This is a genomic window from Rothia sp. P5764, assembly GCF_048512965.1.
In the GTDB taxonomy this organism is placed as follows: Bacteria; Actinomycetota; Actinomycetes; order Actinomycetales; family Micrococcaceae; genus Rothia.
In genome coordinates this window covers 247,787-274,276 of record NZ_JBLXXQ010000003.1, presented here as the reverse complement: position 1 = coordinate 274,276, position 26,490 = coordinate 247,787, and the positions used below count along the sequence as shown (strand labels likewise).

Below are 26,490 nucleotides of genomic sequence, written 5' to 3'. Positions count from 1 at the left end.
AACCATGAGTCTAGATACACACCAAGAGACGCTCACCCCCACAGGCAAGCTACTTGCTATGCTTGACCTACCTGTAGCTAGTGCCTCTGCACATGAGCAGGTCTTTCAGGCAAGGACCCTGACTAAAGAGTCACCCCGCATCTTCGGCGGGCAGGTTCTCGCCCAAGCCCTGGTTGCTGCGGCACGGACCGTAGAGAGTAAACAGGTACACTCACTCCACGGCTATTTTCTGCGCCCTGGTGATGTCAACGCCAGCCTCGCCTACGGGGTAGAAAACCTCAACGACACACGCTCTTTCGCCAGCAGGCGTGTTCAGGCCTACCAAGGCGGCGCACCTATCTTCTCCTGTATTGCCTCTTTCCAGACAGCAGCCAAGGGGCCGGAGCACTCATCGGAGATACCCACCGACCTGCCAGATCCCGAGTCGCTCCCCACAGCAGCCGACCTACTGGGGCATATCAACCTACCCATCGCCCAAAAGGTGGCGCACGGCAGACCCTTCGATATCCGCCATATCAGCCCAGCGCTCTACCTTGACCCGGACACGAGCGGATCGGCTCAGAATATGGTCTGGTTCAAGACTAAGGAGAGGCTACCGGATAACCCGCTCATTCATCAGGCGGCTATGGCTTATGCCTCTGACTACACACAGATTGAGCCGGTTCTGCGCCGCCACCAGAAATCATGGCTAGAACCGGGCATGAAAGTAGCTTCCTTAGATCACACCATCTGGTTCCATCGGCAGGCTCCTGCGGATGAGTGGCTTCTACTGGTTCAGGACTGCCCCAGCTCTCAGGGCGCACGTGGATTATCGCTGGGTAAAATTTTTACCCGTGATGGCAAGCACATTGCAACGGTAGCCCAAGAAGCGCTCATTCGGCTACCCGAATACCGCACGACCTAAGAGCCCTCTAAACGCAAGAATCCCCCGCACCCCATGAGGTGCGGGGGATTCTTTACAGCCATGACCGGAGCTACCTGCGCCAAACTACCGTCAGGGATAAGAACTTACAGGTTGAGCCGGTCATTGTAAGCCTTAGCGGGTCAGCTTACGGTGGACAAGGCGGTGAGGCTTAGCGGCATCGGGGCCCAGGCGCTCCACCTTGTTCTTCTCGTAGGACTCGAAGTTGCCTTCAAACCAGTACCAGTTATCGGGCTGCTCATCGGTGCCTTCCCAGGCCAAAATATGGGTAGCAACCCTATCTAGGAACCAACGGTCGTGGGAGACCACAACGGCGCAGCCGGGAAACTCTAGCAGAGCGTTTTCCAGCGAGGTCAGGGTCTCAACGTCCAGGTCGTTGGTAGGCTCATCGAGCAGTAAGAGGTTGCCCCCCTGCTTGAGGGTCAGAGCCAGGTTCAGACGGTTGCGCTCACCACCGGAAAGCACACCGGCCTTCTTCTGCTGGTCAGGGCCCTTGAAGCCGAAGGCTGAAACGTAGGCGCGCGAAGGCATTTCAACCTGGCCAACCTGAATGTAATCCAGGCCGTCAGAGACAACCTCCCACAGCGACTTTTCGGGGTCAATGTTTGAACGGTTCTGGTCAACGTAGGAAATCTTGACGGTCTCGCCCACCTTGAGGGTGCCACCGTCCAGGGCTTCGAGACCGACAATAGTCTTGAACAGGGTTGACTTACCCACACCGTTAGGGCCGATAACGCCAACGATACCGTTGCGGGGTAGCGAGAAGGAGAGGCCGTTGATCAGTGAACGGCCGTCAAAACCCTTTTGCAGGTTCTCGGCCTCAATAACCACGTTGCCCAGGCGCGGTCCCGGGGGAATCTGAATTTCCTCAAAGTCAAGCTTACGGGTCTTCTCCGCCTCAGCTGCCATCTCCTCGTAGCGAGCCAGACGGGCCTTTGACTTAGCCTGGCGGCCCTTAGCGTTGGATCGAACCCAATCCAGCTCATCTTCAAGGCGCTTAGCAAGCTTGGCGTCCTTCTTACCCTGAACTTCAAGGCGAGCACGCTTCTTGTCCAGGTAGGTGGAGTAGTTACCCTCGTAGGGGTAGAGGTTGCCGCGGTCTACTTCGGCAATCCATTCAGCCACATGATCGAGGAAGTATCGGTCGTGGGTAATGGCAATAACAGCGCCCTCGTAGGACTGCAGGTGCTGTTCGAGCCAGAGCACCGATTCGGCATCTAGGTGGTTGGTGGGCTCATCGAGCAGGAGCAGGTCGGGCTTCTGAAGCAGGAGCTTACAGAGAGCTACACGGCGGCGTTCACCACCGGAGAGGTGGGTTACGGGCGAATCTCCGGGAGGGCAACGTAGAGCGTCCATTGCCTGCTCAAGCTGGGAGTCAATATCCCAGGCGTTGGCGGCGTCAATGGCTTCCTGGAGTTTGCCCATTTCTTCCATGAGGGAGTCGAAATCGGCATCGGGGTTAGCCATTTCTTCTGAGATTTCGTTGTAACGAACAATCTTCTCGTAGATTTCGCCCACGCCTTCCTGGACGTTACCCAGGACGGTTTTTTCTTCATTGAGCGGGGGCTCCTGCATAAGGATACCCACGGTGTAGCCATCGGAGAGTCGTGCTTCACCGTTGGAGGGGGTGTCAAGACCCGCCATAATTTTCAGGATGGTTGACTTACCGGCACCGTTGGGGCCGACCATACCGATTTTTGCACCGGGGAAGAACGACATTGAAACGTCGTTGAGGATGACTTTATCGCCCACAGTTTTGCGGGCTTTGGTCATGGTGTAGATAAATTCTGCCATGCCTTTAAGCCTACCGGTTTATGTCAAGTTGGTTGGCCCCAAGCGGGCGACCGCCTGAGAAACTTGGTGAGAGTCTTGTACCTCCCCTCTTGTTCAGAGCATGACCGAGAGGGCTACCGCTCTCGAGCCCTCAGTGCCGGCGTGTTCTAGCTGGTGAGGCTGACACTGGCCTCGTCGTTTGCTCTAGCCTCAGTGAGGCCCGTCTGGTCGTCGGCCTGCACCTGCTCATTGAACTTACGGTCGGTATCGTCTATCTCTGGCTTGCGGTCGGTTACCCGGGTAAAGTTTGCCAGCCCAAAGTTGAGGTCATGCCCTATAGAGCTAGCATCAATCTCAATGCTGGTACCTGCCGAGCCATCTGCCCTTTCGAACTGTTTGACCTGCAGGCGGCCGGTGACCAGGACGGGCTGGCCCACATGAAGGCTGCGGGCAGAGTTATGGGCGAGCGCCCTAAAGGCATTGACTGTGTACCAGTTGGTATTGCCTTCTTTCCAGCTCCCCGATGTGGTATCGAACCAGCGGGGTGTGGAAGCGATGCGGAAGTTTGTGACCGGTATCTGCCCACCTGGCAGGAATTTCTGGGTTGGTGCTGTGGCAATAAAGCCTCGAACGGTGACGGTATCGCTCATGATTCCTCCTTGAGTCGGCTCTGTTCTGGTAGCCCCAACCTGCCAGGTAGGGCCTGCTGGAGGCAATAGTGCATAAAGCCTGTGGATACGAAAATTCAGGCTATGAGAGGTAAGTAAAGCTGCACTCGATGAAGATAAGACAGTTTAGGAATATGAGATGTTCACACCTCTACCTCTTGGGCTGCTCTCTCTTTAGGCTGGTGGCAAGCTCAGCAGGAGCTGGGCAGGGTAAGGCATAGAGTGAGTCAGCAGACCTGGAAGGAATACCTGTGAAGCCAGAGGTTTGGTGTGGAGCAGAATAGTTATGGGTAACTATCCCTCATGGGCGCCAGAAGAGATTGCCAGCTATCTCAGCTCCCTAGGGTTTAAAGGCCTTGGGTCGGTAATTACTTGCTCCCTAGCAGAGGTAGCTGGGTACATCAGACGTGCTGATGAACCGCATCAAAGTGACTTTTTCTGGCCCAGGAGCTAATATTGAGTGCGCTAGCCTCAGTAGCTCAGTGGATAGAGCAGGAGCCTTCTAATCTCTTGGTCGGGGGTTCGACTCCCTCCTGGGGCGCTATGCACAATAGCCCCTCACCTCTTGGTGAGGGGCTATTTCTTTGGGCGGACTCTCCGGTTCGAGTTTTTGGGTCTCTCCCCTATTCCTTAGATACTGACCTCGTAGAGGGAAGAGCGCTGGGCTCTTCGCAGGACTCGACGGGTGGCTGGGTCAAAGAAGACCAGCCAGAAAGCGTAAGCCAAACTCAAGACCACGGCAATAAGACGGCCCATGTTTTGGTCGAAATTATCCAGATAGGGCGAGACAGCCAACTGGTCTGAAACCGCATAGATAACGAAGAACATGGTGGTCAAGAAGTAGAAGTCAAGTTGCCAGTCAGTTCGTACACCAGAGACAACAAAGAGTGGGATAAACCACAGCAGGTACCAGGATTGCAGCATCGGTGAGAAAGCCACAACTAGGCCCAGGGCTAAGCCTGCCCTGCGAATCAGGTTCTCGTCTTTACCGCACACCATAGTCAGGACTGCCAGTAACACGCCAGTGAGCTTGCCCAGGTTGAAGAATGTGTCCCGAATACCGTTTGCCAGGGCATTATCACCTGTAATCGACACAATAATCTGGTTAATTTGTAGTCCCAGGAACCCGATGGGAGTGAACCAGATGTACTGCCCACCGGTAGTGGAAAGGGCTGAAACCCAGCCAAAGTTAAGGCCTGTTACCCAGCCCATGAGACCGAGTTGGGCCATTGAAATTGCCAGGGTGAGTGCCCAGAAAACGATGCGGCGTGGCCAGCTTGCCCCACGCCCTGCCCAGAAAAGCCCGATAAAGGGTAGGGTTACCAGGGCAATCGGTTTGACGGCAACGGCAGCAGTCACCAGGGTCACGCCAAGAAGGCAACCCAAGGTATCGCGTCTAGAAGCAGCGTAGTAAACGCCGGCCAGGATCAGTCCGGTCATCAGCGCATCATTATGTGACGAGGTAATAAAAGCTGCGATGAAGAGCGGGTTTGCTACCACCAGCCAGTTGGCGCGAATACCGTTGATACCGTGGAGTTGAGCGAGCTTGGGAACGTAGTAGGCAATCATGGCTACGCCGATGAGTGCAAGGAGCCTAAAGAGATAAAGGGCGGTATCGACTGAATTACCCGACCATTGGGCTACCCATTTCTCAATCACCAGGAATATGGGTCCGTAGGGCGGTGCTGATTCAGACCACATCTGGTCGGCCCCGTATTGGAAGAAGTTATTAACCGAGGAGACTCCATACTCATAGGGGTTGAGGCCTGACGCCATCACCCGCCCCTGGGCAAAGTAAGAAAAAACGTCCCGGCTATAGAGCGGGAAAGCAAAAAGTTGAGGAATGATCCAGCATACCGCTGCACCCGTAGCCCATTTTTTTGCCCTCGAATCCCAGACCATGAGCTTCTGAACCATGCGGAGCCATTCTCGACACAGCATCATGGAACCTACCACCAGCATGGCGATGCAGGTTACCAGACCGGGAGCGGTGTAACGCAGGGGAATAATCCAGTCGACGCGTCGGAAAAGTGAAGCATCGGCAAGCCAACCCACACCAAAGGAGGCGAACATGACCAGGAGCGAACCAATGGTTCCAACGATTAGGGTACGTAGTGGGCTACCCGACACATAGTTAGCTGTCTTGGGGTTATAGCGGTGCACAGGGCGGTTACCGGGTTCGATTTGCGCTGTTCTGGGGCTCATGGTCATCCTAGGCGGGCTGAAGATTACACCTGATTTTACCCGGCTCACGCCTTGAGCGAGTACAGCTTCTGCTGGTGGGCCATATTTCCCGAGTTCGGGCCAGCCTGCACACGGTTTGGGGTAGATTGGAGGTGTGTCTATTTCAAATGAACGAATCGTATGGATTGATTGTGAGATGACGGGCCTTTCCTTAGAGAATGATGCCCTGATTGAGGTTGCAGCCTTGGTGACTGACGGGGACCTGAATATTTTGGGCGACGGTGTTGATGTTGTCATTAAGCCTGAGCCCCGGGCCCTTGAGCAGATGGACGATTTTGTGCGGAATATGCACACCGTGTCGGGTCTGCTCGATGAGCTTGATGGCGGTATGACCATGGCGGAGGCCGAACAGCTGGTTCTGGACTACGTCAAGGCCTGGGTGCCCGAACCGGGTAAGGCTGTTTTGGGCGGTAATTCGGTGGGTACCGATAAGACCTTCCTGGTACGCGATATGCCGGCCCTGGTGGACTACCTGCACTACCGTGTGATTGATGTATCTACCATCAAGGAACTTTCTCGCCGCTGGTTTGAGAAGGCAACCTATAACGCTCCTGCTAAGACAGGGAATCATCGTGCTTTGGGCGATATTCAGGACTCTATCGATGAGCTCCGTTACTACCGCGGTACGGTTTTTGTGGCCGCTCCCGGACCGGATAGTACGACCTGCCAGCGGGTAGCTGAGTCTGTGGCTGAAAGCCGCCAGGAGATCAACCCGGCCTAGCTCTTGTACGGTGGGCTGAGCTTTCTTGGCTGAGACAGTCATTTTCCAACCCTACAGTGAGAACCATCACCTCAATTTGGGGTAGGAAAATTTGCAGGTTCCCCTGGACGCATGTAAGCTAGTATCCGTTGCCAAGACAAGCTGTTGAATCGGTTTGGCTTGAACACATGGTGGTCGTAGCTCAGTTGGCAGAGCGCCTGGTTGTGGTCCAGGAGGTCGCGGGTTCAACCCCCGTCGATCACCCCGAGTGAGAGGGTCGCTACGGTTTGTCCGTAGTGGCCCTTTTCCTTTACCCAGTTTTCCGAGAGGTTGTTCCGATGGCTGTTTTACCTATTGTTGTTCACGGTAACCCTGTTCTGCACCGCCCGGCAGCTCCGGTGACCGTGTTTGATGATGACTTGCGTCAGCTCATTGATGATATGTATGAGACTCAGGAATTATCGAACGGTGTGGGCCTTGCTGCCCCGCAGGTGGGTGTGGGTCTGCGGCTTTTTACCTATAAGTTTGAGAATGAGGATGGTGTGCCTCCCCTTGGTGTGGTGGTGAACCCGGTTCTAACTCTGGGCAAGATTGCTACCACTGACCCTGACCCCGATGAAGAGGTTGAGGGTTGCCTATCTTTCCCCGGTTATTCTTTCCCATTGAAGCGTGCTGAGTGGGTAACTGTTTCTGGTTTTGATGGCCACGGTAATCCCCTAAAGTTTGAGGCGACCGGATGGTTTGCTCGCGTGATGCAGCATGAGACGGATCATTTGGATGGCAAACTGTATGTAAATCGTTTGAACGCTAAGTACAGCAAGAAGTACAAGAAGGTTGTTAAGGCTGAGGGCTGGACCGTTGAGGGTAACTCGTGGGTTCCCGGTGTGGACCCTGACCCTTTCGGCCACTAATTTGGTTTGAGTGTAGGACGCTGGTGCTGGGCACCGGCGTCCTTATGCCTTAAGGGGTCGTGTGGTCTGTAGCGACGGGCCTAGCACCCCGGGTTCTGCCCGGCAAACGGAGCTGTGCCCTGAGCACCAACTGGCTCGGGGCTGACCTTTAAGGGTGTTGGGTCTAGCTACACCGCCCAGTAGGTAGATAGGTAAGTAAGAGAGAACGGGACGCCCGATAAGCCGGGTTCTGTCCCCCATTTCTGGGGTGGCAATCATCCATCTAGGCCCGTCGTTGCCGGCGGGCTCAAGCAGCCTACCCGAGCGCTTCACCGCACTAGTTACTGGCGCGCTCTGTTTGACCTTGCTCCGGGTGGGGTTTACCTAGCTACCGTAGTCACCTGCGGTACTGGTGAGCTTTTACCTCGCCTTTTCACCCTTACCCCGTGGGGGCGGTTTGTTTTCTGTGGCACTGTCCTGCAAGTTGCCTTGAGTCGATGTTATCGACCACCCTGTGCTGTGGAGCCCGGACTTTCCTCGAGGTGTTGCCTCGCGATTGCCTGGGCGTCCCGTTCCGGGTTCCTACTTTACTACAATGGTGGGTATGTTGATTTTGTTTCCACCGTCTGAGGGTAAGTCTGCAGCTGCTGTGGGTGAGCCGGTGTGCCTGGGTGATTTATCGTTTCCGTGTTTGACGGGTGCTCGCGAGGCTGTTGTTGATGAGCTGGTTCGTGTCAGTGCCTTGGAGGAGGCGCCGGAGATATTGAAGGTTGGGGCTTCCCTAGTAGGTGAGGTGGAGCGCAATACCCGTTTGTGGTCTGAGCCTGCGATGGCTGCCGCTCAGGTCTATAGCGGGGTCCTCTTTGAGGCTTTTGGGTACGGGTCGCTATCTGCTGGGGGGCGGGCTCGGGCTGATGAATCGGTGCTAGTGATTTCAGCGGCGTGGGGTGCCGTGCGCCTGGTTGATGCTATTCCTGCTTACCGGCTGTCGATGGGGACCAAGTTGGGTGAGATGGGTGATACCGCTAAGTTCTGGAAGGGTGAGCTGGCTGATGCTCTTGATGAATTTGCGGGCGATCAGCTTATTCTTGATGGGCGGTCAGCGGCCTACGCTAAGGTGTGGTCGCCGCATCCGTCGCGCCACCTGCTGGTGCGGGTGGAGCGGGTGCAGGCTGATGGGGCCCGTAAGGTGGTTTCGCACATGGCCAAGCATTACCGGGGGTTACTGGGCCGCTATGTGGTGGAGCAGGGGCTTACCGGTCTTGAGCAGGCTGAAGAACTTGTTCAAGCTCTCAGCGGCGCCTTTGAGGTGGAGCTTGTTGCTCCTACCTCAAAGAAGGCGGGGACGCTCACCTTGCTGGTCAGGGACTAGCCTTTCTACCCCTAGGGTAAGGCAGGCTCACAGCCCCTCTTGGGTGGGGCTGTGAGCATGTTGTAGTTGGGGGCCTTGGCGGTTTTCTAGCTGCTGGGCGTTCTAGCCGGCGGTGGAGGCAGAACCCGGTGTGTACCCGGTGCTGACGGTGAAGTCCCAGGGGTCGGTGTTCAGGGTTGAGACGTAGGTGCTGATAGCGAAGCCGCGCTGGGCTAGGGCATCACTCAGAAGCCGAGCGGTTTCTTCCATCCAGAGCCATTCACTGGCGTAATGAGAGCAGTCAATGAGTGCGGGTTTACCGCCGTTCAGTAGTGCCTGTTCGCGGGCTTCTGAAGCGGGGTGGTGGCGCAGGTCAGCGGTGATGTAGACATCGGCCCCGCTGTCACGGGCCTGGGCAAAGAGTGAATCACCGGCCCCGGTGCACAGGGCTACCTTCTGCACGCTGGTTTCGGGGTTCCCTGCGATACGGAGGCCACCTGCTGTGGCAGGGAGGAATACTGCAATTTTTTCTGCCAGTTGGGCCAGGGTCAGGGGCTCGGGTAGGTTACCGACTCGACCGATACCTACCCTTCTTTCGGTTCCCGAGATCAATGCGTTTTTTTCATCGGCTAGTATCTGCCGGTCGGTAATCCCCAGGCAGTCCATAAATGCTTCGTTGGTGCCGTGAGGGGCTGAATCGACGTTGGTATGAGCGCCCAAGAGACCGCAGCCAGCTTCGATGAGAGTATGAACGATTTCGCCCTTGTAGTCTGTAGCGGGGAGGAAAGAGGCTCCTTTCAGCAAGAGTGGGTGGTGGGTGATGAGCAGGCCTGCCTGTTCCCGCGCGGCTTCCTGTGCCGTGGCTACGGTTGCATCAACAGCAAAACCTATACGGTCGACGGGGCGATCAGCTCTGCCTAAGACCAGTCCTGCGGCGTCCCAGCCCTCGGCAAGCTGAGGGGGGAACATCTGGTGAAAGGCTTCGACAATATGAGCTAAGGTCGGGGTTAATAGTTCAGTCATAGCCCTTATTCTTCCACGGTGCTCAGCTCACGGGAATAAAGGGGCATTGTGAGCAGTTGAGGAGAGTATGAAAAGTTTTGTTGTAGGCGGCGGGTGCTTCTGGTGCATTGACGCCGTTTTTCGCCAGTTTAAGGGAATTACCGCCAGTATCTGCGGGTACACCGGGGGCACATCCCCTGATCCCACCTACCGGGAGGTCTGTTCAGGGCTAACCGGGCATGTGGAGGTGGTCAAGGTAGAGTTTGATGAGACGGTAATCCCGGAGGAAACCGTTCTCGATATTTTCTTTGCCTCGCACGATCCCACCAGTTGGGACCGTCAGGGGGCCGATGCAGGCAGCCAGTACCGTTCCGCTCTCTTCTATGCCTCTGAAGAGGAGAAGAACCTTTTTCAAGATGCTGTTCGTCGAGCCCAGAACCTGTGGGACTCCCCCATCGTGACCCTTGTCCAGCCGCTAGAAACTTTCTACGAGGCTGAGGACTACCACCAGAATTACTATGCGCTCAACCCTTACCAGGGCTACTGCATGGCCGTGATTAACCCAAAACTTGCTGCGGCAAGGAAAAGTTACGCTAGGTTTCTTAAAGGGTAAAGCTCTTGCGTGTGCTCTCGTAGACTAGGGAGCGAATTCATTGACTTATTTGAAAGGCTTGCCTCATGACTCAGCTTTACAAGAACATCACCGAGGTCGTAGGCCGCACCCCGATTGTGCGTCTGAACCGTCTCGATGCTGACCTGCCGGGGAATGTGGCCGTCAAGCTGGAATTCTATAACCCCGCTAACTCGGTCAAGGATCGTATCGGCGTAGCTATTATTGATGCCGCCGAAAAGGCGGGTGTACTCAAGCCCGGTGGCACCATTGTCGAAGGTACCTCGGGTAACACCGGTATCGCTCTGGCTATGGTCGGTGCCGCACGCGGTTACAAGGTGATTCTGACCATGCCCGAGACCATGAGCAACGAGCGTCGTGTCATGTTGCGTGCCTACGGTGCCGAAATTGTCCTGACCCCCGGCTCAGAGGGTATGCGCGGTGCTGTGGAGAAGGCAAAGGAGATTGTGGCTTCCACAGAGAATGCTATTCTTGCCTCGCAGTTCTCCAACGAGGCTAACCCTGAGATTCACTATAAGACCACCGGCCCCGAGATCTGGGAAGCTACCGAGGGTAAGGTTGATATCTTTGTTGCCGGTGTGGGTACCGGCGGCACTGTCTCAGGTGCTGGAAAGTTCCTCAAGGAGCAGAACCCTAAGGTCAAGGTTGTTGCTGTTGAGCCTAAGGATTCTCCGCTGCTGACTGGGGGTAAGGCTGGCCCCCATAAGATTCAGGGCTTGGGCGCTAACTTTGTTCCCGATACCCTCGACCGTGAGATCTACGATGCAGTTGCTGATGTGACTATCGAAGATGCTGTCAGCACTGCACGGGAGCTGGGCACCAAGGAAGGTATCCTGGGTGGTATCTCCTCCGGTGCGGCTGTTTGGGCTGCTCTTGAAGAGGCGAAGAAGAGCGAAAATTCTGGCAAGCTGATTGTAGCTGTTGTTCCTGACTTTGGTGAACGCTACATTTCAACTCTGCTCTACGAGGATATTCGCGGCTAAGACGAGACTTTTTGCACGGCTACCAGGTGCCCCTTTGCTACGGTTAGGGGGCACCTCTTTTTTGCGCATTACGCCGGGCCCTCCAGGTAGCAGAGAGTCGATCCCAGTTATTTTTTGGGGCCTACCGGAATATGCTGGGCTACCTGAGCGTTAAAGAGTTCAACATGAAAGTGGCATGCGAGTCACAGGAAGGGAAGGCCTATGAGTTTCTGGTCAAGACTGAGAGAAGATCTTGAGACAGTGCGTACCCATGACCCCGCAGCCCGCGGCCACCTGGAAATCCTCATTAACTATTCGGGGATGCACGCTATTTGGGCTCACCGACTTGCCCATAAGCTATGGCAAGGTGAATCGACCAAGAGTTTGGCGCGTACGCTTAGCCAGTTGGCACGGTTTTTGACCGGGGTTGAGATTCACCCGGGCGCAACTATTGGTCGTAGGTTCTTTATAGATCACGGTATGGGCGTGGTGATTGGTGAGACTACGGAAATCGGTGACGATGTCATGCTGTACCACGGTGTGACCCTGGGTGGCCGTTCCTTGGAGAAGGGTAAACGACACCCCACCATTGGTGACCGAGTGACGGTGGGCGCCGGTGCTAAGGTTCTAGGGCCGGTACTAATTGGCCCTGACTCAGCAATCGGCGGTAACTCGGTGGTTGTGCATGACCACCCGGCTGATTCGATTATTACCGGCATTCCGGCGCGCTCACGACCCCGAACCCCCGACGCTAAGAAGCCCCTGGTTGATGCGGTGGAGTATGTAGACCCCACCATGTGGATCTAAATACTAAGAAAGAAGCCCTACCCCGGTAAAGGAGTAGGGCTTCTTGATATTTAGTACCGGTCAAGCTCACCCACTGACCTGCCTGGCCAGCTGATGCGTGGCTGGCCTTTTGGGATCTTGGCCGGCACGGAAGCGCATGAAACCTGCCAAGCGCAAACCCTAGTGGGTGTGGGAGTCCTCGGCGTTAATCTCGCTACGGTCACCACTCCACTCGGTGTGCCACATGCCCTCAGCATCAACGCGACCGTAGGTGTGGGCCCCGAAGAAGTCACGCTGACCCTGAATCAGGGCAGCGGGCAGGCGCTTGCGGCGTAGGCCGTCGTAGTAGCTCAATGAGGATGCAAACACGGGGACGGGAACTCCCTCTGCAGTAGCCTTGGCCACAACGCGGCGCCATGAGGGAACCAGGTCTTCCAGGAGCTTCTTGAAGCCGGGAGCCAGCAGCATGTTGGCAGGGGTTTGGTCCTTATAGGCGTCCATAATGACACCGAGCAGTTCAGCGCGGATGATGCAGCCTGCGCGCCAGAGACCGGCGATAACATCGAGCTTGAGATCCCAGCCGTATTCCTTACTTGCCTTGGTCAGCATGTCGAGGCCCTGGGCGTAGGAGACGAGCTTGGAGGCGAAGAGTGCCTTGCGGACGTCCTCGATAAATTCCTCATCGCCAGCGGCTACCGCGGTGGCCGCAATCAGGCCTGCGGGCAATTCTGCCTGTGCCTGGGTGCGAGCGGCGGGGTTTGATGAAGACAGCGCACGGGCGAAGACTGACTCAGCGATGCCTGAGACGGGTGAGCCGAGGTCGAGTGCGGCCTGAACAGTCCAAAGACCGGTACCTTTCTGGCCTGCTTGGTCTGTGATGACATCAACGAGAGGCTTGCCGGTCTTGGCGTCGACCTGGGCCAGAACCTCAGCGGTGATTTCGATGAGGTAGGAGTTCAGGTCCGTGGTGTTCCAACGCTTAAAGATTTCGGCCTGCTCGGCGGGCTCTACTCCGGCAACGGTGCGGAGCAGGTCGTAGGCTTCGCCGATAACCTGCATGTCTGCGTATTCGATGCCGTTGTGAACCATTTTGACGAAGTGACCGGCGCCGTCGGTGGAAATCCATGCGCAACAGGGGTCGCCGTTGGGTGCCTTGGCGGAAATCTTTTCGAGCAGGGGGCCGAGGGATTCGTAGGCCTTGGCGGAGCCGCCGGGCATGATGGAGGGACCCTTCAGGGCGCCCTCTTCGCCACCTGAGACGCCGATACCGACAAAGTGCAGTCCCTTTTCAGCCAGTGCGCGTTCGCGGCGGATGGTGTCGGGGAAGTGGGAGTTACCGCCGTCGATAATGACGTCGCCTTCATCGAGAAGGGGTACCAGCTGGTCAATGACGGAATCAACGGGACCGCCGGCCTTGACCATGATCAGAATCTGGCGGGGCGACTCCAGGGAGTCAACCAGTTCCTGGAGCGTCTCGGTGCGGATAAAGTCACCTTCTGAACCGTGGGCTTCAAGGAGGGCATCGGTTTTTTCAACAGAGCGGTTGTGGAGGGCAACGGTGTAGCCGTTGCGGGCTAGGTTTCGGGCTAGGTTAGCGCCCATAACAGCCAGGCCGGTTACGCCAATCTGCGCCTTCTGTGCAGTCTTATTTTTAGTCATGTCTTAAAGACTACGCCGGTTACTGTCTTTTGTATTTACAGGCCGACTGAGACAAATAAAACTTTCACATATTGGGAGGGAACGGGCGCACTCCCCCAGCCTCTAATCAGCTAGCTGTTATAGGTGTCCTTAAAGAGGACCCAGACGGCAGCAGCGCCAATTACTAGGGCAACTACAGCGAAGATTGACCAGAGGGTTACGAGAGTGCCTTGCCCTATGAAGAAGAGGGAAATTGCCAACCAGGTGGCTGACAGAAAGACTGCTGTAAAGTTTCTGGGTTTAAAGTTACGATTCATGGCTTTCTTCCGTCACCTAGGGACACGAGGTGTCAGGGCGGCTCATCAGGTGAGTGAGCTTTTAGCCCCTGATAAATCTTAATAAAAGAAAAACCCCGCACAGGGTGCGGGGCTTCTTGGTGGGTCCTACCGGGATCGAACCGATGACATCCACGGTGTAAACGTGGCGCTCTACCAGCTGAGCTAAAGACCCATGTGTCTTCCGCCTTATCTCTCGCGGCGACAGGTAATACTCTACGCAGTCCTAAAGGGCTGTGCAAATCGAAAAGGGGTTCACCTGACCATTTTTAGGTCATTTTTTGCCCATTTTTACCCAAAAACCCCGCATTATACTGCCCTGACATGGGAATATATTCAGGGTAAAAAAATTCCAAAAAATTTTCCAAGCGCTCCCCAGAAAGCCGAAGGGCCCCTTACTAGAGGCCCTTCGATACTCACACTTTACTTGCCCTGGTGGGAAATCAGACGGGTAGCAGTCCATTCCTGAGCCAAGGACTCAGTGGTGGTCACTTTAAGCCCTGCCAAGGGAGCCGCATGCAACACATCTGCCGGAGAAACATAACCTTGACGACCGGATTTAGGTGTCAGCAACCAAATCACACCCCCATCATCAACAGAGGCAAGCACATCCATCAGCCCGTCAACCAGGTCGCCATCATCAGAGCGCCACCACAGAAGAACACCGTCGACAATTTCCTGGTCGTCCTCATCCAGCAACTCAGAACCCAACAAATCTTCTAGAGAGTCTCGAAGATCAAAGTCAACGTCGTCGTCATAACCGAACTCTTGAACCAAGCCGTCTTCGGGCAGGCCCAACATTTCTAGTGTCAGTTTTTGTGCAGCACCAGTGGCACTCACGTGCGTCCTCCAAAATCAAACCGTTAGGGTCCTTAGCTCCCAGGCCCGCATCGTGGAACGGCCCTCAAAGCTATACAACCCTGCTATCAGTACCTACTGAACACTTTTCAGCCCATCAAATCAACAGAACACGACCAAAAACTGCCGGTAAATTTTGCGCTGAACCCAAGCCACCTTAAGTGACGGCTATTTCACACCGGTAAACCAACGTCACCGTGACCTAAAAGGGGATAATTTGTGACAACATAGAAGAGAAGTTGTCTCTGCGACTAAAACTCTTGGCACATGAGACAAGACAAAAGGTTCACCATCGGCAGCACAGTTGCCCCGCGGTGACACAGACCCCTACAACAAAGAGAGGTTGGCTAGTGGGACCCTCAGATACGAACGATCACGTTCTCAGTGCACTGACCAATAGCTTCACTGACATCGACCCCGAAGAGACCAGCGAATGGCTCGAATCGTTTGATGACCTTGTAGAAGCGCACGGCACCGAGCGTGCGCAGTTCATTGTTCGCTCACTCATGCAGCGGGCAGGCCAGAAGTCAATCACCGTCCCCATGGTGACCACCACTGACTACGTCAACACCATTCCTGTAGACCAGGAGCCTGAATACCCCGGTGACGAGCAGATCGAACGTCGCTACCGCGCATTCCTCCGCTGGAACGCAGCCGTCATGGTTCAGCGTGCCCAAAAAGCTACCATCGGCGTGGGCGGGCATATCTCCTCGTATGCCGGTGTTGCAACCCTCTACGAGGTAGGCTTCAACCACTTCTTCCGCGGACGCAACCACCCCGGTGGCGGCGACCAGATCTTCTTCCAGGGCCACTCCTCACCCGGTAACTACGCTCGTGCCTTCCTCGAAGGCCGTATCACCGAAGAGCAACTCGATGGTTTCCGCCAGGAAAAGACCAAGCAGGGCACCCACCTACCCTCCTACCCACACCCCCGGAACCTACCCGACTTCTGGCAGTTCCCCACCGTATCCATGGGTCTTGGCCCCCTCAACGCAATCCACCAGGCACAGTTCAATAAGTACCTGAATAACCGCGGTATCAAGGACACCTCCCAGCAGCATGTCTGGGCTTTCTTGGGTGATGGCGAAATGGATGAGCCCGAGTCGCGTGGCGCTCTCCAGCTTGCCGCTAATGACAAGCTGGACAATCTGACTTTCGTCGTTAACTGCAACCTGCAACGACTGGACGGCCCCGTTCGCGGTAACGGCAAGATCGTTCAGGAACTCGAAGCTTTCTTCCGCGGTGCCGGCTGGAACGTCATCAAGGTTCTCTGGGGCCGTGAGTGGGATGCCCTCCTCGAAAAGGACAAGTCCGGTGAGCTTGTTCGCATCATGAACGAAACCCTGGACGGTGACTACCAGACCTACAAGGCAGAGTCCGGTGGCTTCATTCGTGAGCACTTCTTCGGCCAGACCCCCGAGACCAAGGAACTGGTTGCGGATATGACCGACGACGAGATCTGGGCCATGAAGCGCGGAGCCCACGACTACCAGAAGGTCTACGCCGCCTTCAAGGCCGCCATGGAACACAAGGGCCAGCCAACTGTCATTCTGGCGCAGTCCGTTAAGGGCTACGGTCTGGGTGCTAGCTTCGAAGCTCGCAACGCTACCCACCAGATGAAGAAGCTATCCATGGAGGACCTCAAGCAGTTCCGTGATCATCTGCGTATCCCCATCTCTGACGAAGAGCTGGAGAAGGACCTCTACAACCCGCCTTACTACCACCCCGGTAAGGACTCCGAAGAGTACAAGTACCTCATGGCCCGCCGTGAGGAACTAGGTGGCTTCATCCCCGCTCGTAAGAATGTCCAGCCCGAGATTACCCTGCCCTCCGAGAAGGCCTACAAGGGTGCTTTCAAGGGCACCGGTAAGCAGATGGCCGCTACCACCATGACCTTTGTGCGCCTGCTCAAGGACCTCATGCGTGAGAAGGACTTCGGCCACCGCATCGTCCCCATCATCCCCGATGAGGCACGAACCTTCGGCATGGACTCCTACTTCCCCACCGCTAAGATTTACAACCCCAACGGCCAAAACTACCTGGCTGTTGACCGTGAACTGATGCTGGCCTACAAGGAATCACCCGAGGGCAAGATCATTCACGTAGGTATCAACGAAGCAGGTGGCACCGCCGCTTTCACCGCTGTCGGCACCTCCTACGACACCCACGGCGAACCCATGATTCCCGTCTACATCTTCTACTCGATGTTCGGCTTCCAGCGCACCGGCGATGCCTTCTGGGCAGCCGGTGACCAGCTCAGCCGCGGTTTCATTATGGGTGCAACAGCAGGCCGCACCACCCTGACCGGTGAAGGTCTGCAGCACGCAGACGGCCACTCGCCGATTCTGGCCGGTACCAACCCCGCCGTCATCCACTACGATCCCGCCTTCGGCTACGAAATTGGCCACATCGTCAAGCGCGGTATCGAGCACATGTACGGCACTGGGGACGAAGACCACAACGTCATGTACTACATCACCGTCTACAACGAGCCCATTCAGCACCCCGCTGAACCTGAGAACCTCGATGTTGACGGCCTGCTTGGCGGTATCTACCGTCTACATGAGGCAAAGAACGACGGGCCCCGCGCCCAGATTCTCGCTTCGGGTGTAGCCGTTCCCTGGGCAGAGAAGGCACAGCAGATTCTGGCCGATGACTGGGGCGTTTCCGCCGATGTCTGGTCAGTTACCTCCTGGACCAACCTGCGCCGCGACGGCCTAGAAGCTGAGCGTGAAATCCTTCAGGATCCCACCGCCAGCCCACGCACTCCCTTTGTTGCCAAGCAGCTTGAGGGTGCAACCGGCCCCATCGTGGCCGTGTCTGACTACCAGACCGACCTCATGGACGGTATCCGCCAGTTCGTTCCCAACGAATTCGCAACCCTGGGTACTGACGGCTTCGGCTTCTCCGACACCCGCGCAGGCGCACGTCGCTTCTTCAAGATTGACGCCGAATCCATTGTCGTCCGTACCCTGCAGATGCTGGCAAAGCGAGGCGAAGTACCCGCCGATGCGCCCGCCAAGGCATTCGCCCAGTACGATCTGAACAACATCAACGCCGGTACCTCAGGTACCGCAGGTGGTGATGCCTAAGCAGTAGGGCAATAGCTCTGACTGCCTAGGCCCAGGCAAGCCCCCGAGGGAACTCGGGGGCTTGCCTTTTATCTGCATAGGGTGTAAGTGGCTGTGTGAACTTTATTGGCTTTTGAGAAGATGCAGGTCGAGATGGGGCCTGACCAAGCTTTGGGGAGTAGGATAGTTATTTGAAATTATGTACCGGTAATCTTCAAAGATCCGGTCTCCTTCAAGAACTGAGGCGGTAAATCGCGTGATTGCACTGGTGTGCCCCGGTCAGGGCTCTCAAAAACCCGGCTTCCTATCCCAGTGGCTAGAGCTGGAGGGAGTTCGCGACCACTTAGAGCAGCTCTCAGCGGCAGCAGACCTAGATCTGGTGCACTACGGCACCGAAGCTGACGAAGAAACTATCAAAGACACCGCCATTGCCCAGCCCCTTATCGTTGCCGCTGGCCTTGTGACCGGTAGGCTGGCTCTCACAGCGCTGAAGGGTCAGGACCTCATTCTGGCCGGGCACTCCGTGGGTGAGATTACGGCCTGTACCCTAGCCGGTGTACTCACCGACGAAGAAGCCATGCGCTTTATCAAGGTTCGAGCTACCGGTATGGCCGCCGCGTCAGCTGCTACTCCCACCGGCATGGCCGCTGTTCTAGGCGGCGCCGAAGCAGACGTCCGGGCAGCTATTGAAGCAGCTGGGCTGACAGCAGCAAACTCTAACGGCGGCGGCCAGATTGTTGCCGCTGGCTCCCTTGATAACATTGCGACCTTTGCTCAGAACCCCCCGGCCAAGGCCCGGGTGATTCCCCTCAAGGTGGCCGGCGCTTTCCATACTTCTTACATGGCATCTGCCCAGGAACCCCTGGCTGATTTTGCCGCGACTCTCAGCCCCGCCCAGCCCCAGTTTGAGCTTCTTTCTAACTATGACGGTCAGGCTCTTGCAGGTGGCCAGGAGACCCTGGACTCTTTGGTCGCCCAGGTCACCCGACCCGTCCGCTGGGACCTCTGCATGCAGACTCTCGGTAACCACCAGGTAAGCCGCATCGTTGAAGTCTCTCCCGCTGGCACCTTGATAGGCCTGGCTAAACGAGCCATGCGCGGAACCCCCAGCACTGCGGTAAACACCCCCGCCGACCTTGAAGAACTTACAGAAGCGCTCAGCGCATAGCCCACCCGAAAGGATCTCCCATGCCTACTCTCCAGCAGGTTGAGACCAACCGATACTCCCGTATTCTGGGGTACGGTGCCGCCCGCCCCGACCTCCTGGTCACCAACGACGATATAGCCGGGCCGATCAACTCATCCGATGAATGGATTGTTCAGCGCACCGGCATCAAGACCCGCCACCGTGCCTCAGAAAAGATTTCGGTTGCCGACCTAGCTATTGGTGCCGCTCAGGACGCGCTAGAAGCCTCAGGCCTTGCCGGGGAAGAGCTGGATGCTGTCATCATCTCCACCATCTCCCACCCCTACGCCACTCCTTCCTTGGCTACTATCGTGGCCGATGCAGTTGGGTCAAAAGCGCCAGCCTACGACATCTCAGCCGCCTGTGCAGGCTTCTGCTACGGTATTGCCCAGGCTGATGCGCTAGTACGCTCAGGCCTAGCGAATAAAGTACTGGTCATCGGTGTTGAGAAGCTCTCAGACTTCATCGATAACACCGAACGATCCATCTCCTTCCTGCTCGGTGATGGTGCTGGTGCCGCAGTGGTAGGAGCATCGGATACTCCCGGTATCGGCCCCACCATCTGGGGTAGCGACGGCGAGCGTTGGGGTGCAGTGGGCATGACCCACTCCATGCTCGATATCCGCAACCGCGATTTTATAGCCAACCCCGTGCAGGAGGGCGAAAAGATTTGGCCCACCCTGCGTCAGGACGGCCAGGCTGTCTTCCGCTGGGCCGTCTGGGAAATGGCCAAGGTTGCTCAAAAGGCACTGGAGGCCGCAGGTATTACCGCAGATGATCTGGGTGCGCTCATCACCCACCAAGCCAACATGCGCATCATCGATCAGATGGTCAAGACCCTCAAACTACCTGAGACTGTTGAGGTTGCCCGCGATATTGAATGCGCCGGGAACACTTCCGCCGCGTCGGTTCCCCTTGCCGCCCACCAGCTTCTGCAAGAGAACCCCCAACTGTCCGGCACCTTTGCCCTACAAATCGGTTTCGGCGCGGGCCTAGCCTTCGCAGCCCAGGTCGTCGTCCTTCCCTAGCTCCTATCGGCAGGGTACCGCCAAAAACGGCGCTCAAGCTGCCGCAATATTTTGAAAAATGTTAGATTTATTTCAAAATTTTAGTGGCGTCACACCGTCTCTTTGCGCGGGCTAGAAGCTACACTCATTGTTGAGGCTTAAGCGGGACTCCCGTGGCCAGCCACCACCCTTGCCCTAAGGCTTGGTGCGTAAAGTCAAAAGCGGCCTATAGGGCCGTCATCTCTCAAAAGGAGCCATCATGGCAGATCAGAACGAAATCCTTGCAGGTCTTGCAGAGATCGTCAACGAAGAAACCGGCGTTGAGGTAGAGGACGTCCAGATGGATAAGTCCTTCACCGATGACCTGGATATCGACTCCATCTCAATGATGACCATCGTTGTCAACGCTGAAGAGAAGTTCAGCGTCACCATCCCCGACGAAGAGGTTAAGAACCTCAAGACCGTAGGCGATGCCGTCAACTTCATTGCCAACGCCTAAAAAGCGTCGTTAGGTTGGGCCCGGTTTTATGCCGCGCCCAACCTCCTTTTTATTATTTTCACCCTTAGTTCGTCTTCAAAGGATTCAAACATGACTCGTAAAGTTGTGGTGACCGGTCTCGGTGCTACTACCCCCATTGGTGGGGACGTCCCAACGACCTGGGAGAAGGCCCTTGCCGGTGTTTCTGGTATCAGCACCATTGAAGAAGACTGGGTTGAAAAGTACGAGCTCCCCGTTTCTATTGCTGGTCGAGTCGCAGTTTCCGCTCTTGATTCGGGCCGTCTGACCAAGGTCGAAGCCAAGCGCCTTGACCCCTCAGGCCAGCTCGCTCTGGTCGCGGCCCGTGAAGCCTGGCAGGATGCAGGCTTCAGTGGCCCCGACGCTGAAGCAGCTAAGGAGTGCGACCCGCTGCGGACCGCGGTTGCCTTCGGCACCGGTATCGGCGGCGTATGGACCCTCCTTGATGCCTGGGACACCCTGCGCGAAAAGGGGCCCCGCCGTATGCTCCCCATGACCGTGCCCATGCTGATGCCCAACTCTAACGCCGCCGCAGTTTCTATGAACCTCAAGGCTCGCGGCTCAGCACAGACCGTGGTATCTGCTTGTGCCTCATCGACCGAAGCACTTGAAATCGGCCTCATGCTGATTCGTTCGGGTAAGGCTGATGTTGTGATCGCTGGTGGTTCAGAAGCCGCTATCCACCCCATGACCATTGGCGCCTTTGCCAAGATGCAGGCCCTGTCTACTCGCAACGACGACCCCCAGGGCGCTTCACGCCCCTACGATACCGACCGTGACGGCTTTGTCATGGGTGAAGGCGGCGCCGCCCTGATCCTGGAATCTGAAGAGCACGCGCTGGCTCGCGGTGCCCGTATCTACGCTGAACTTGCCGGTACCGGTGTATCAGCCGATGCCTACCACATCACCGCGCCCGACCCCGCAGCTCTCGGTGCTAGCCGTGCTCTCCAGGAAGCGCTAACCGACGGCGGCATCAGCCCCGAACAGGTTGTTCACGTCAACGCACACGCGACCTCCACCCCCGTGGGCGATATTCCCGAGTCCCTGGCTCTACGCGAAGTCCTTGGCGATCACACCGATCAGGTCGCTGTCTCTGCCACCAAATCCATGACCGGGCACCTGCTCGGTGGTGCTGGCGCCCTTGAGGCAGTGCTGACCGTCCTTGCTCTTCATCACCGCAAAGCCCCCTGCACCATCAATCTGCAGAACAAGGATCCCCAGATTGAGCTCGATATCGTTACCGAAGCACGTAACCTACCTGCAGGCGAGATCGTTGCTCTTTCCAACTCCTTCGGCTTTGGCGGCCACAACGCCGTAGCCGCTTTCCGCAGCGTTGAAAACTAACTAAACCCTAGGGTTCAATAACCAGGGGCGGTCTTCTCAACTAGGGGAAGACCGCCCCTGTGCATCTTCAAAACGCCCTTACCTGCATACTGACATCTGTGTGTGAGAAAAGTCAGATGGTTTTTAGCCTTCGCTCCTAATATGAGCGATATTGATGGTCTTCTTGCTATAACGAAGTGGCTCAAGCTCCTCGTCCCAGGCTTGGCCCAGTGCGAGCGCAAACTGGTCGTAGAGGGCCTTATAGTCACCGGCGGCTTGCTCAAAGGCGTAGCGGATTCTGTCTTCAGTCACGGTAAAGTTGCCCTGCGCGTCAACGGGCTGTGTACAGAGGCCCAGTGAGGGCGTATGCATGATGCGTAAGGCGCTACTGGTGGCGGTGGGCCGTTCGGTGATCTCAAAGTGGGTATCTGAAAATTGGCGGAGGGCTGAAGCCAGCTGGGCGGCTGTGCCTGCTGGGCCGGTCCAGGTAAGTTCGGTGCGCTGGTAACCGGGGCGGGCAGGTTGGGCTTCCCAGCTCAGCTTGAGGGAGGCTTTGAGGGTGTTTTCGATGCTCCACCGGATATGGCTGGTCAGGGCGGCGGGGACGGCATGTAACAGCACGAACCCGCCGGTGAGGGCGGGGCGTTCAAATAATCCTTGAGTCTCTGTTGCTGAAAACATGCTTTTTCTATCCTATATCGTGGCTGATGGCTATCAGAAAGCGAGGGTGCAAAAGGTGCAGGTAAGAATGGTGGGGTTCTCTTGTTAGGCTCTGGGGTGGGCACGCGAATAGACCTGCGCTAACCGGTCTACGGACACGTGGGTATAGACCTGGGTGGTTGCCAGGGAGCTGTGTCCAAGGAACTCTTGGACTGCTCTGATGTCTGCGCCCCCGTCGACCATGTGGGTAGCGGCGGTATGGCGGAAGATGTGGGCACCACTGGCATCAGTATTATCGAGGGTTTCTAGCAAGCGGGTTAGGTCGGCTCTGATTTGCCGGGCATTTGCTCGTTTGCCCTTGGGGCCTATGAAGAGCGCGTACTGAGGCTCTGGTTGAGTGTGGGGGTACTCCGTGCTAGCTTGCGGTAGCCACTGGGGCCTACCCTGGGCAACCCAGAGGGAGAGAGCTTTCATAGCCTGAGGACCGAACGGCACTACCCGTTCTTTGTTGCCTTTGCCGATGACCCTCAGGGTTCTGCCCTGCCGGTCGATGCTGGTTAGATCGAGCCCGGTGAGCTCTGAGATGCGGATACCTGTTGCGTAGAGGACTTCCACGGCCGCGTTCAGGCGCAGGAGCCGGGGGTTGAGCGGGTCTAGCCCCAGCGCACGGTGCAGGGTCTGGGTCAGGCTTTCCATATGGTGAGCTGAGAGCACCGTGGGAAGGTAGCTGGTTTTCTTGGGGGTGGAGAGCTTAAGCGCCGGGTTGGTTGCTATCAGTTCTTCCTCTTCTGCCCAGAGAAAGAAACTGCGAATACTTGAGGTTCTGCGTGCCATCGACGATCTGGCCGCCTGCTTCTGGTGGTGGGTTGCCAGCCAGCCACGGAGCAATTCCAGGGTGATATGTGAGAGGTGGGTTGTTCCGTGCCTCCTGGCATAATCAAAAAAATCCCGGAGATCTGCCAGGTAGGCCCTCATGGTTTCGGGTGACCGGTGCAATTCATAGGTCAGGTAGCGCTCATAGGCTTCAAGGGCCCTGACGTATTCTCGATCTTCGTCGATAGCGGCTGCACCGATTTTGAGGGTGGTGGGCAGCTGATGGCTCTCGTAGCTTGGGCCCATCTACTCCCCCTCTTTTCTTACCTGGATATGACGACCATAGGTTCACCCCATTTTAGCCCCTAAGTGCTTGTGCCCTTGCTCAAACTTTTTGCGCCAGCCATTTCCCTGACTCTGAGCTAGCCCTAACCGTTCCATCTGGGTCAGCGCTAGCATGACAGACCGGGCTGGGATTCCGCTTTCAGCACCGATAGCGTCCACAGGGCGGTAGCTACTGACCGGGAGCACGTCCCAGACCCTGCCTTGGATCTCCGTTAGGCTGTCTATTAGCGCCTTCCGGGCATCGACAGATTCGCTCAACAGACTTGCCTGTTCAGGGGCTTCTAAATTCAACCTACCTCTTTCGAGGTGTGTGGCATCGGTGATGAGCTGGGCTAGCCCATCGCGGATCAGCCGGTGGCAGCCCTCAGAGCTCGGGGAAAAGATAGGCCCGGGTACCGCGTAGACCGGCCTGCCCAGCTCTAGAGCGTGGTGGGCGGTGTTGAGGGCTCCGCTGCGCCAGCGGGCTTCTACGACCACGGTGCAGTAGGCAAGGGCCGCAATGAGCCGGTTCCTTTGCAAAAAACGGTAACGCGTGGGGTTCTGGCCCAGAGGGACTTCCCCCAGAATCAGTCCACGGTCGATGATGTTTTCGAGCAGACTGGCGTTTTGACGCGGGTAGAGCCGGTCCAGCCCACCTGCCATGAGGGCAACCGTAGGAAGTTCCGACGCGCCGGTGCTCAAGGCGACCCGGTGAGCTAGAGCGTCAACCCCAAATGCGCCCCCGGATACGATGGTCTTACCCGCTGCGGCTGAGTCACCGGTTAGGTGTGAGGTTGCAGAGTTACCGTAGGAGCTGACATCCCTGGAGCCTACGATGGCCTGGCTGGTAGCAAGGTTGAGATGCTTGAGCAAGGCTCTATCGCCTCTGCCCCACAGCCCAAAGGGCATACGTTCGGCAAGGTCATTGAGGGCCACCGGCCAGTCAGGGTCTTCGGGCACACAGAGCCAGGCCCCGCAGGCCTTTGCCCAGGTCATATCCTGCTCTACCCTAATCCCACCCCGTCGGGCCTGCCAGCGTTCCATACGGGCTTGCACAAGACCACGGAGCGAGGCAAAGAGCTGGGGGTCCTCCCGGCCAGCTTGCGCCAGCTCTTCCTGCAGGTAGCTGGCCGTCAGCTCCCTGCGCCCGGTCAAGAAATCGGCTGTCAGGAGCGGCCCGCAGAGGGCGATCAGGGCGGTAGTTGCTGTATCTTCGGGGTCGCTGATCCGCATGATTTCCGCTCTTGCGCGGCGGATATTTTCGAGGTCCTGGTGCTCAGTCATGATGCGCCGCCTTCCATACCAAGATTGCGAAAATACAGGGCCAGGTCCAGATGGTCCTGGGTGGGGCTAGTGCTCCCGTCAAGATCGGCCAGGGTCCAGGCGGTTCGGAGTACCCGATCATAACCGCGAGCGGTGAGCGTCCCCCGGTCAATGGACCGGGATAGCTCCGCGGTGAGAGCCGCAGAGAGCTTAAGCGGCCCGCGCAGAATCTTTCCGTTCGTCTCAGCATTGGTGCTCAACCCGTAGGGAGCAAGCCGCTCAGCCTGAGCCGCCCGTGCCTGTGTCACTCTGTCCCGAACCTTTGCAGAACTCTCATAAGTGCCGCTGGCCGCCAGATCAGCGGCCGTCACCTTAGGGACGGTAATACGCACGTCAAGACGATCAAGTAAGGGGCCAGAGAGCCTACCGAAGTATGCCCTCCGTTCCCTGCTGGTACAGGTGCAGTCCAGCCCCCGCCCCACGTTGTTACCGCAGGGGCAGGGGTTAGCCGCCATTACCAGCTGAAAACGTGCCGGGTAGCGAGCAGAAGCTGCAGCGCGGTCGATGACAATCTCCCCGCTCTCCAGCGGCTGGCGGAGCGAGTCAAGAACTGTCCGCTTGAACTCAGGTGCCTCGTCCAGGAAGAGGACCCCGCGGTGGGCCTTAGAGACACAGCCGGGACGGGGAATGCCAGCACCACCACCCAGAATTGCGGGAGCGCTGGCGCTGTGGTGGGGCGCTTCGAAGGGAGGAAGGGTCATCAACGAACTCCGAGCCGCCCCACCCGAGCACAGCGAATGAATTGCCGTTACCTCCATAGCATCTTGGGGACCCAGCGGCGGCAGAATACCGGTCAGCCGCTCAGCAAGCATGGTTTTACCTGAGCCAGGAGGCCCATTCAGGAGCAGATGGTGCCCACCCGCAGCAGCAATTTCTAGTGCCAGCCGGCCTTCGGCTTGACCAGCAACATCTGCCAGGTCAGGCGGTAGAGCCTTGGTTTCTTGTTCATTCTCTCGCACGGGTCTGGTCAGCTGAGGCCGTTTGAGACTTTCAGGCTTCTTAGCACCCAGCTCCACAAAGATATCGGCCAGGCAGCTGTAGCCGTAAACCTCAGCCCCCGCAACCAGCGCCGCCTCCTGCTGGTTACCGGCAGGAACCACAACCTTGGGGTACCCCGCATCGACAGCGGCCTTAACCGCAGGCAAAATACCGGGTATCTCCCGCAGGCTCCCGTCCAGACCTACCTCCCCCAGGTAGACAGTCTGCCCAGACGGCTTCAGCTCCCCTACAGCTTGCAGGGCAGCTACCAGCATGGCAACGTCAAAGGCAGATCCCCGCTTAGGCAGGGTCGCCGGAGTGAGATTGACGGTGAGCTTCTGCGGCGGCAGGGCAAGCCCGGAATTCTTAGCCGCAGAACGTACCCTGTCCTTAGCCTCATTCAAAGAATTATCGGGGAGACCCAGCAGTACAAAGCCAGGAAGCGCAGCGGACACATCAGCCTCTACCTCAACCAGGTGGCCTGTTACCCCGACCAGTGCTATTGAGAACGTCCGAGCAAAAGCCACA

At 57.0% G+C, this 26,490-nt stretch carries 23 protein-coding genes, 3 tRNA genes and 1 other RNA gene; 14 read left to right on the top strand and 13 right to left on the bottom strand.

The window, feature by feature from the left end:
- Nucleotides 1-4: 4 nt before the first annotated feature.
- A complete protein-coding gene (locus ACN08Y_RS06655) occupies nucleotides 5-904 on the top strand; it encodes an acyl-CoA thioesterase (protein ID WP_419110335.1) in 900 nt (299 codons plus the stop codon).
- A gap of 132 nt (nucleotides 905-1,036) precedes the next feature.
- On the opposite strand, the gene ettA is transcribed toward ACN08Y_RS06655, so the two are convergent.
- Both ettA and ACN08Y_RS06645 read right to left on the bottom strand, forming a co-directional pair.
- Entirely contained in the window at nucleotides 1,037-2,716 is a 1,680-nt protein-coding gene (gene ettA, locus ACN08Y_RS06650; protein ID WP_419110334.1) for an energy-dependent translational throttle protein EttA, read from the bottom strand.
- 146 nt (nucleotides 2,717-2,862) lie between these two features.
- A complete protein-coding gene (locus tag ACN08Y_RS06645) occupies nucleotides 2,863-3,345 on the bottom strand; it encodes a single-stranded DNA-binding protein (protein WP_419099542.1) in 483 nt (160 codons plus the stop codon).
- A gap of 486 nt (nucleotides 3,346-3,831) precedes the next feature.
- On the opposite strand from ACN08Y_RS06645, the gene ACN08Y_RS06640 reads away from it, so the two are divergent.
- Nucleotides 3,832-3,904 (top strand) — tRNA-Arg (locus tag ACN08Y_RS06640).
- An 89-nt stretch (nucleotides 3,905-3,993) separates the two neighbouring features.
- Here the strand turns inward: ACN08Y_RS06640 and mptB are convergent.
- The gene (gene mptB, locus ACN08Y_RS06635) at nucleotides 3,994-5,568 is read right to left on the bottom strand and encodes a polyprenol phosphomannose-dependent alpha 1,6 mannosyltransferase MptB (protein WP_419112181.1); all 1,575 of its coding nucleotides are present in this window, start codon (nucleotides 5,566-5,568) and stop codon (nucleotides 3,994-3,996) included.
- Between the two features lie 133 nt (nucleotides 5,569-5,701).
- On the opposite strand from mptB, the gene orn reads away from it, so the two are divergent.
- The 3 genes from orn to def all read left to right on the top strand — a co-directional run bounded on the left by orn (nucleotide 5,702) and on the right by def (nucleotide 7,218).
- Nucleotides 5,702-6,328: an oligoribonuclease gene (gene orn, locus ACN08Y_RS06630; RefSeq protein ID WP_419112180.1), complete on the top strand. Its 627-nt coding sequence runs from the start codon at nucleotides 5,702-5,704 to the stop codon at nucleotides 6,326-6,328.
- A 170-nt stretch (nucleotides 6,329-6,498) separates the two neighbouring features.
- A tRNA-His gene (locus ACN08Y_RS06625) sits at nucleotides 6,499-6,571 on the top strand.
- Nucleotides 6,572-6,645: 74 nt separating this feature from the next.
- The gene (def, locus tag ACN08Y_RS06620) at nucleotides 6,646-7,218 is read left to right on the top strand and encodes a peptide deformylase (RefSeq protein WP_419099539.1); all 573 of its coding nucleotides are present in this window, start codon (nucleotides 6,646-6,648) and stop codon (nucleotides 7,216-7,218) included.
- 202 nt (nucleotides 7,219-7,420) lie between these two features.
- Here the strand turns inward: def and rnpB are convergent.
- Nucleotides 7,421-7,769: RNase P RNA component class A (rnpB, locus tag ACN08Y_RS06615), an RNA gene on the bottom strand.
- 32 nt (nucleotides 7,770-7,801) lie between these two features.
- Between rnpB and ACN08Y_RS06610 the strand changes: the two genes are divergently transcribed.
- Nucleotides 7,802-8,569 carry a YaaA family protein gene (locus ACN08Y_RS06610; protein WP_419112179.1) on the top strand — a complete coding sequence of 256 codons (768 nt, stop codon included), beginning with the start codon at nucleotides 7,802-7,804 and terminating at the stop codon, nucleotides 8,567-8,569.
- A 102-nt stretch (nucleotides 8,570-8,671) separates the two neighbouring features.
- On the opposite strand, the gene ACN08Y_RS06605 is transcribed toward ACN08Y_RS06610, so the two are convergent.
- Nucleotides 8,672-9,571, bottom strand: coding sequence for a Nif3-like dinuclear metal center hexameric protein (locus ACN08Y_RS06605; protein ID WP_419104712.1), 900 nt, complete (start codon nucleotides 9,569-9,571; stop codon nucleotides 8,672-8,674).
- 67 nt (nucleotides 9,572-9,638) lie between these two features.
- On the opposite strand from ACN08Y_RS06605, the gene msrA reads away from it, so the two are divergent.
- The 3 genes from msrA (at nucleotide 9,639) to epsC (ending at nucleotide 11,950) form a co-directional block, all read left to right on the top strand.
- Entirely contained in the window at nucleotides 9,639-10,163 is a 525-nt protein-coding gene (gene msrA, locus ACN08Y_RS06600; protein WP_419099536.1) for a peptide-methionine (S)-S-oxide reductase MsrA, read from the top strand.
- A 65-nt stretch (nucleotides 10,164-10,228) separates the two neighbouring features.
- A complete protein-coding gene (gene cysK, locus ACN08Y_RS06595) occupies nucleotides 10,229-11,164 on the top strand; it encodes a cysteine synthase A (protein WP_419112178.1) in 936 nt (311 codons plus the stop codon).
- A gap of 201 nt (nucleotides 11,165-11,365) precedes the next feature.
- Complete coding sequence (gene epsC / locus ACN08Y_RS06590) at nucleotides 11,366-11,950, top strand: serine O-acetyltransferase EpsC (RefSeq protein ID WP_419099534.1); 585 nt, start codon at nucleotides 11,366-11,368, stop codon at nucleotides 11,948-11,950.
- 159 nt (nucleotides 11,951-12,109) lie between these two features.
- Here epsC and gndA read toward each other — a convergent pair whose 3' ends face one another.
- From gndA to ACN08Y_RS06570, 4 genes are all read right to left on the bottom strand, one after another.
- Complete coding sequence (gene gndA, locus ACN08Y_RS06585) at nucleotides 12,110-13,588, bottom strand: NADP-dependent phosphogluconate dehydrogenase (RefSeq protein WP_419099533.1); 1,479 nt, start codon at nucleotides 13,586-13,588, stop codon at nucleotides 12,110-12,112.
- A 110-nt stretch (nucleotides 13,589-13,698) separates the two neighbouring features.
- A complete protein-coding gene (locus ACN08Y_RS06580) occupies nucleotides 13,699-13,884 on the bottom strand; it encodes a hypothetical protein (protein WP_419099532.1) in 186 nt (61 codons plus the stop codon).
- Nucleotides 13,885-14,001: 117 nt separating this feature from the next.
- Nucleotides 14,002-14,077, bottom strand: a tRNA-Val gene (locus ACN08Y_RS06575).
- A 248-nt stretch (nucleotides 14,078-14,325) separates the two neighbouring features.
- A complete protein-coding gene (locus ACN08Y_RS06570) occupies nucleotides 14,326-14,742 on the bottom strand; it encodes a DUF3052 domain-containing protein (RefSeq protein ID WP_419112177.1) in 417 nt (138 codons plus the stop codon).
- A 368-nt stretch (nucleotides 14,743-15,110) separates the two neighbouring features.
- On the opposite strand from ACN08Y_RS06570, the gene aceE reads away from it, so the two are divergent.
- The 5 genes from aceE (at nucleotide 15,111) to fabF (ending at nucleotide 21,885) form a co-directional block, all read left to right on the top strand.
- Nucleotides 15,111-17,852 (top strand): pyruvate dehydrogenase (acetyl-transferring), homodimeric type, encoded by a 2,742-nt coding sequence (gene aceE, locus ACN08Y_RS06565; protein WP_419099530.1) that lies wholly within the window; start codon nucleotides 15,111-15,113, stop codon nucleotides 17,850-17,852.
- A gap of 235 nt (nucleotides 17,853-18,087) precedes the next feature.
- Complete coding sequence (locus ACN08Y_RS06560) at nucleotides 18,088-18,999, top strand: ACP S-malonyltransferase (RefSeq protein WP_419112176.1); 912 nt, start codon at nucleotides 18,088-18,090, stop codon at nucleotides 18,997-18,999.
- A 20-nt stretch (nucleotides 19,000-19,019) separates the two neighbouring features.
- On the top strand, nucleotides 19,020-20,045 hold the full coding sequence (locus ACN08Y_RS06555; protein ID WP_419104707.1) for a beta-ketoacyl-ACP synthase III: 1,026 nt from the start codon (nucleotides 19,020-19,022) through the stop codon (nucleotides 20,043-20,045).
- Between the two features lie 238 nt (nucleotides 20,046-20,283).
- Nucleotides 20,284-20,523: an acyl carrier protein gene (locus tag ACN08Y_RS06550; protein ID WP_419099527.1), complete on the top strand. Its 240-nt coding sequence runs from the start codon at nucleotides 20,284-20,286 to the stop codon at nucleotides 20,521-20,523.
- 90 nt (nucleotides 20,524-20,613) lie between these two features.
- Nucleotides 20,614-21,885: a beta-ketoacyl-ACP synthase II gene (gene fabF, locus ACN08Y_RS06545; protein WP_419112175.1), complete on the top strand. Its 1,272-nt coding sequence runs from the start codon at nucleotides 20,614-20,616 to the stop codon at nucleotides 21,883-21,885.
- Between the two features lie 123 nt (nucleotides 21,886-22,008).
- On the opposite strand, the gene ACN08Y_RS06540 is transcribed toward fabF, so the two are convergent.
- The 4 genes from ACN08Y_RS06540 to ACN08Y_RS06525 form a co-directional block, all read right to left on the bottom strand.
- A complete protein-coding gene (locus ACN08Y_RS06540) occupies nucleotides 22,009-22,545 on the bottom strand; it encodes a DUF3145 family protein (RefSeq protein ID WP_419104705.1) in 537 nt (178 codons plus the stop codon).
- Between the two features lie 84 nt (nucleotides 22,546-22,629).
- Entirely contained in the window at nucleotides 22,630-23,643 is a 1,014-nt protein-coding gene (locus tag ACN08Y_RS06535) for a tyrosine recombinase XerC (protein ID WP_419099524.1), read from the bottom strand.
- A 42-nt stretch (nucleotides 23,644-23,685) separates the two neighbouring features.
- Complete coding sequence (dprA, locus tag ACN08Y_RS06530; RefSeq protein WP_419104703.1) at nucleotides 23,686-24,945, bottom strand: DNA-processing protein DprA; 1,260 nt, start codon at nucleotides 24,943-24,945, stop codon at nucleotides 23,686-23,688.
- On the bottom strand, nucleotides 24,942-26,489 hold the full coding sequence (locus ACN08Y_RS06525; RefSeq protein ID WP_419104702.1) for a YifB family Mg chelatase-like AAA ATPase: 1,548 nt from the start codon (nucleotides 26,487-26,489) through the stop codon (nucleotides 24,942-24,944). Before ACN08Y_RS06525 ends, dprA begins: the two co-directional genes overlap by 4 nt.
- Nucleotide 26,490 lies beyond the last annotated feature (1 nt).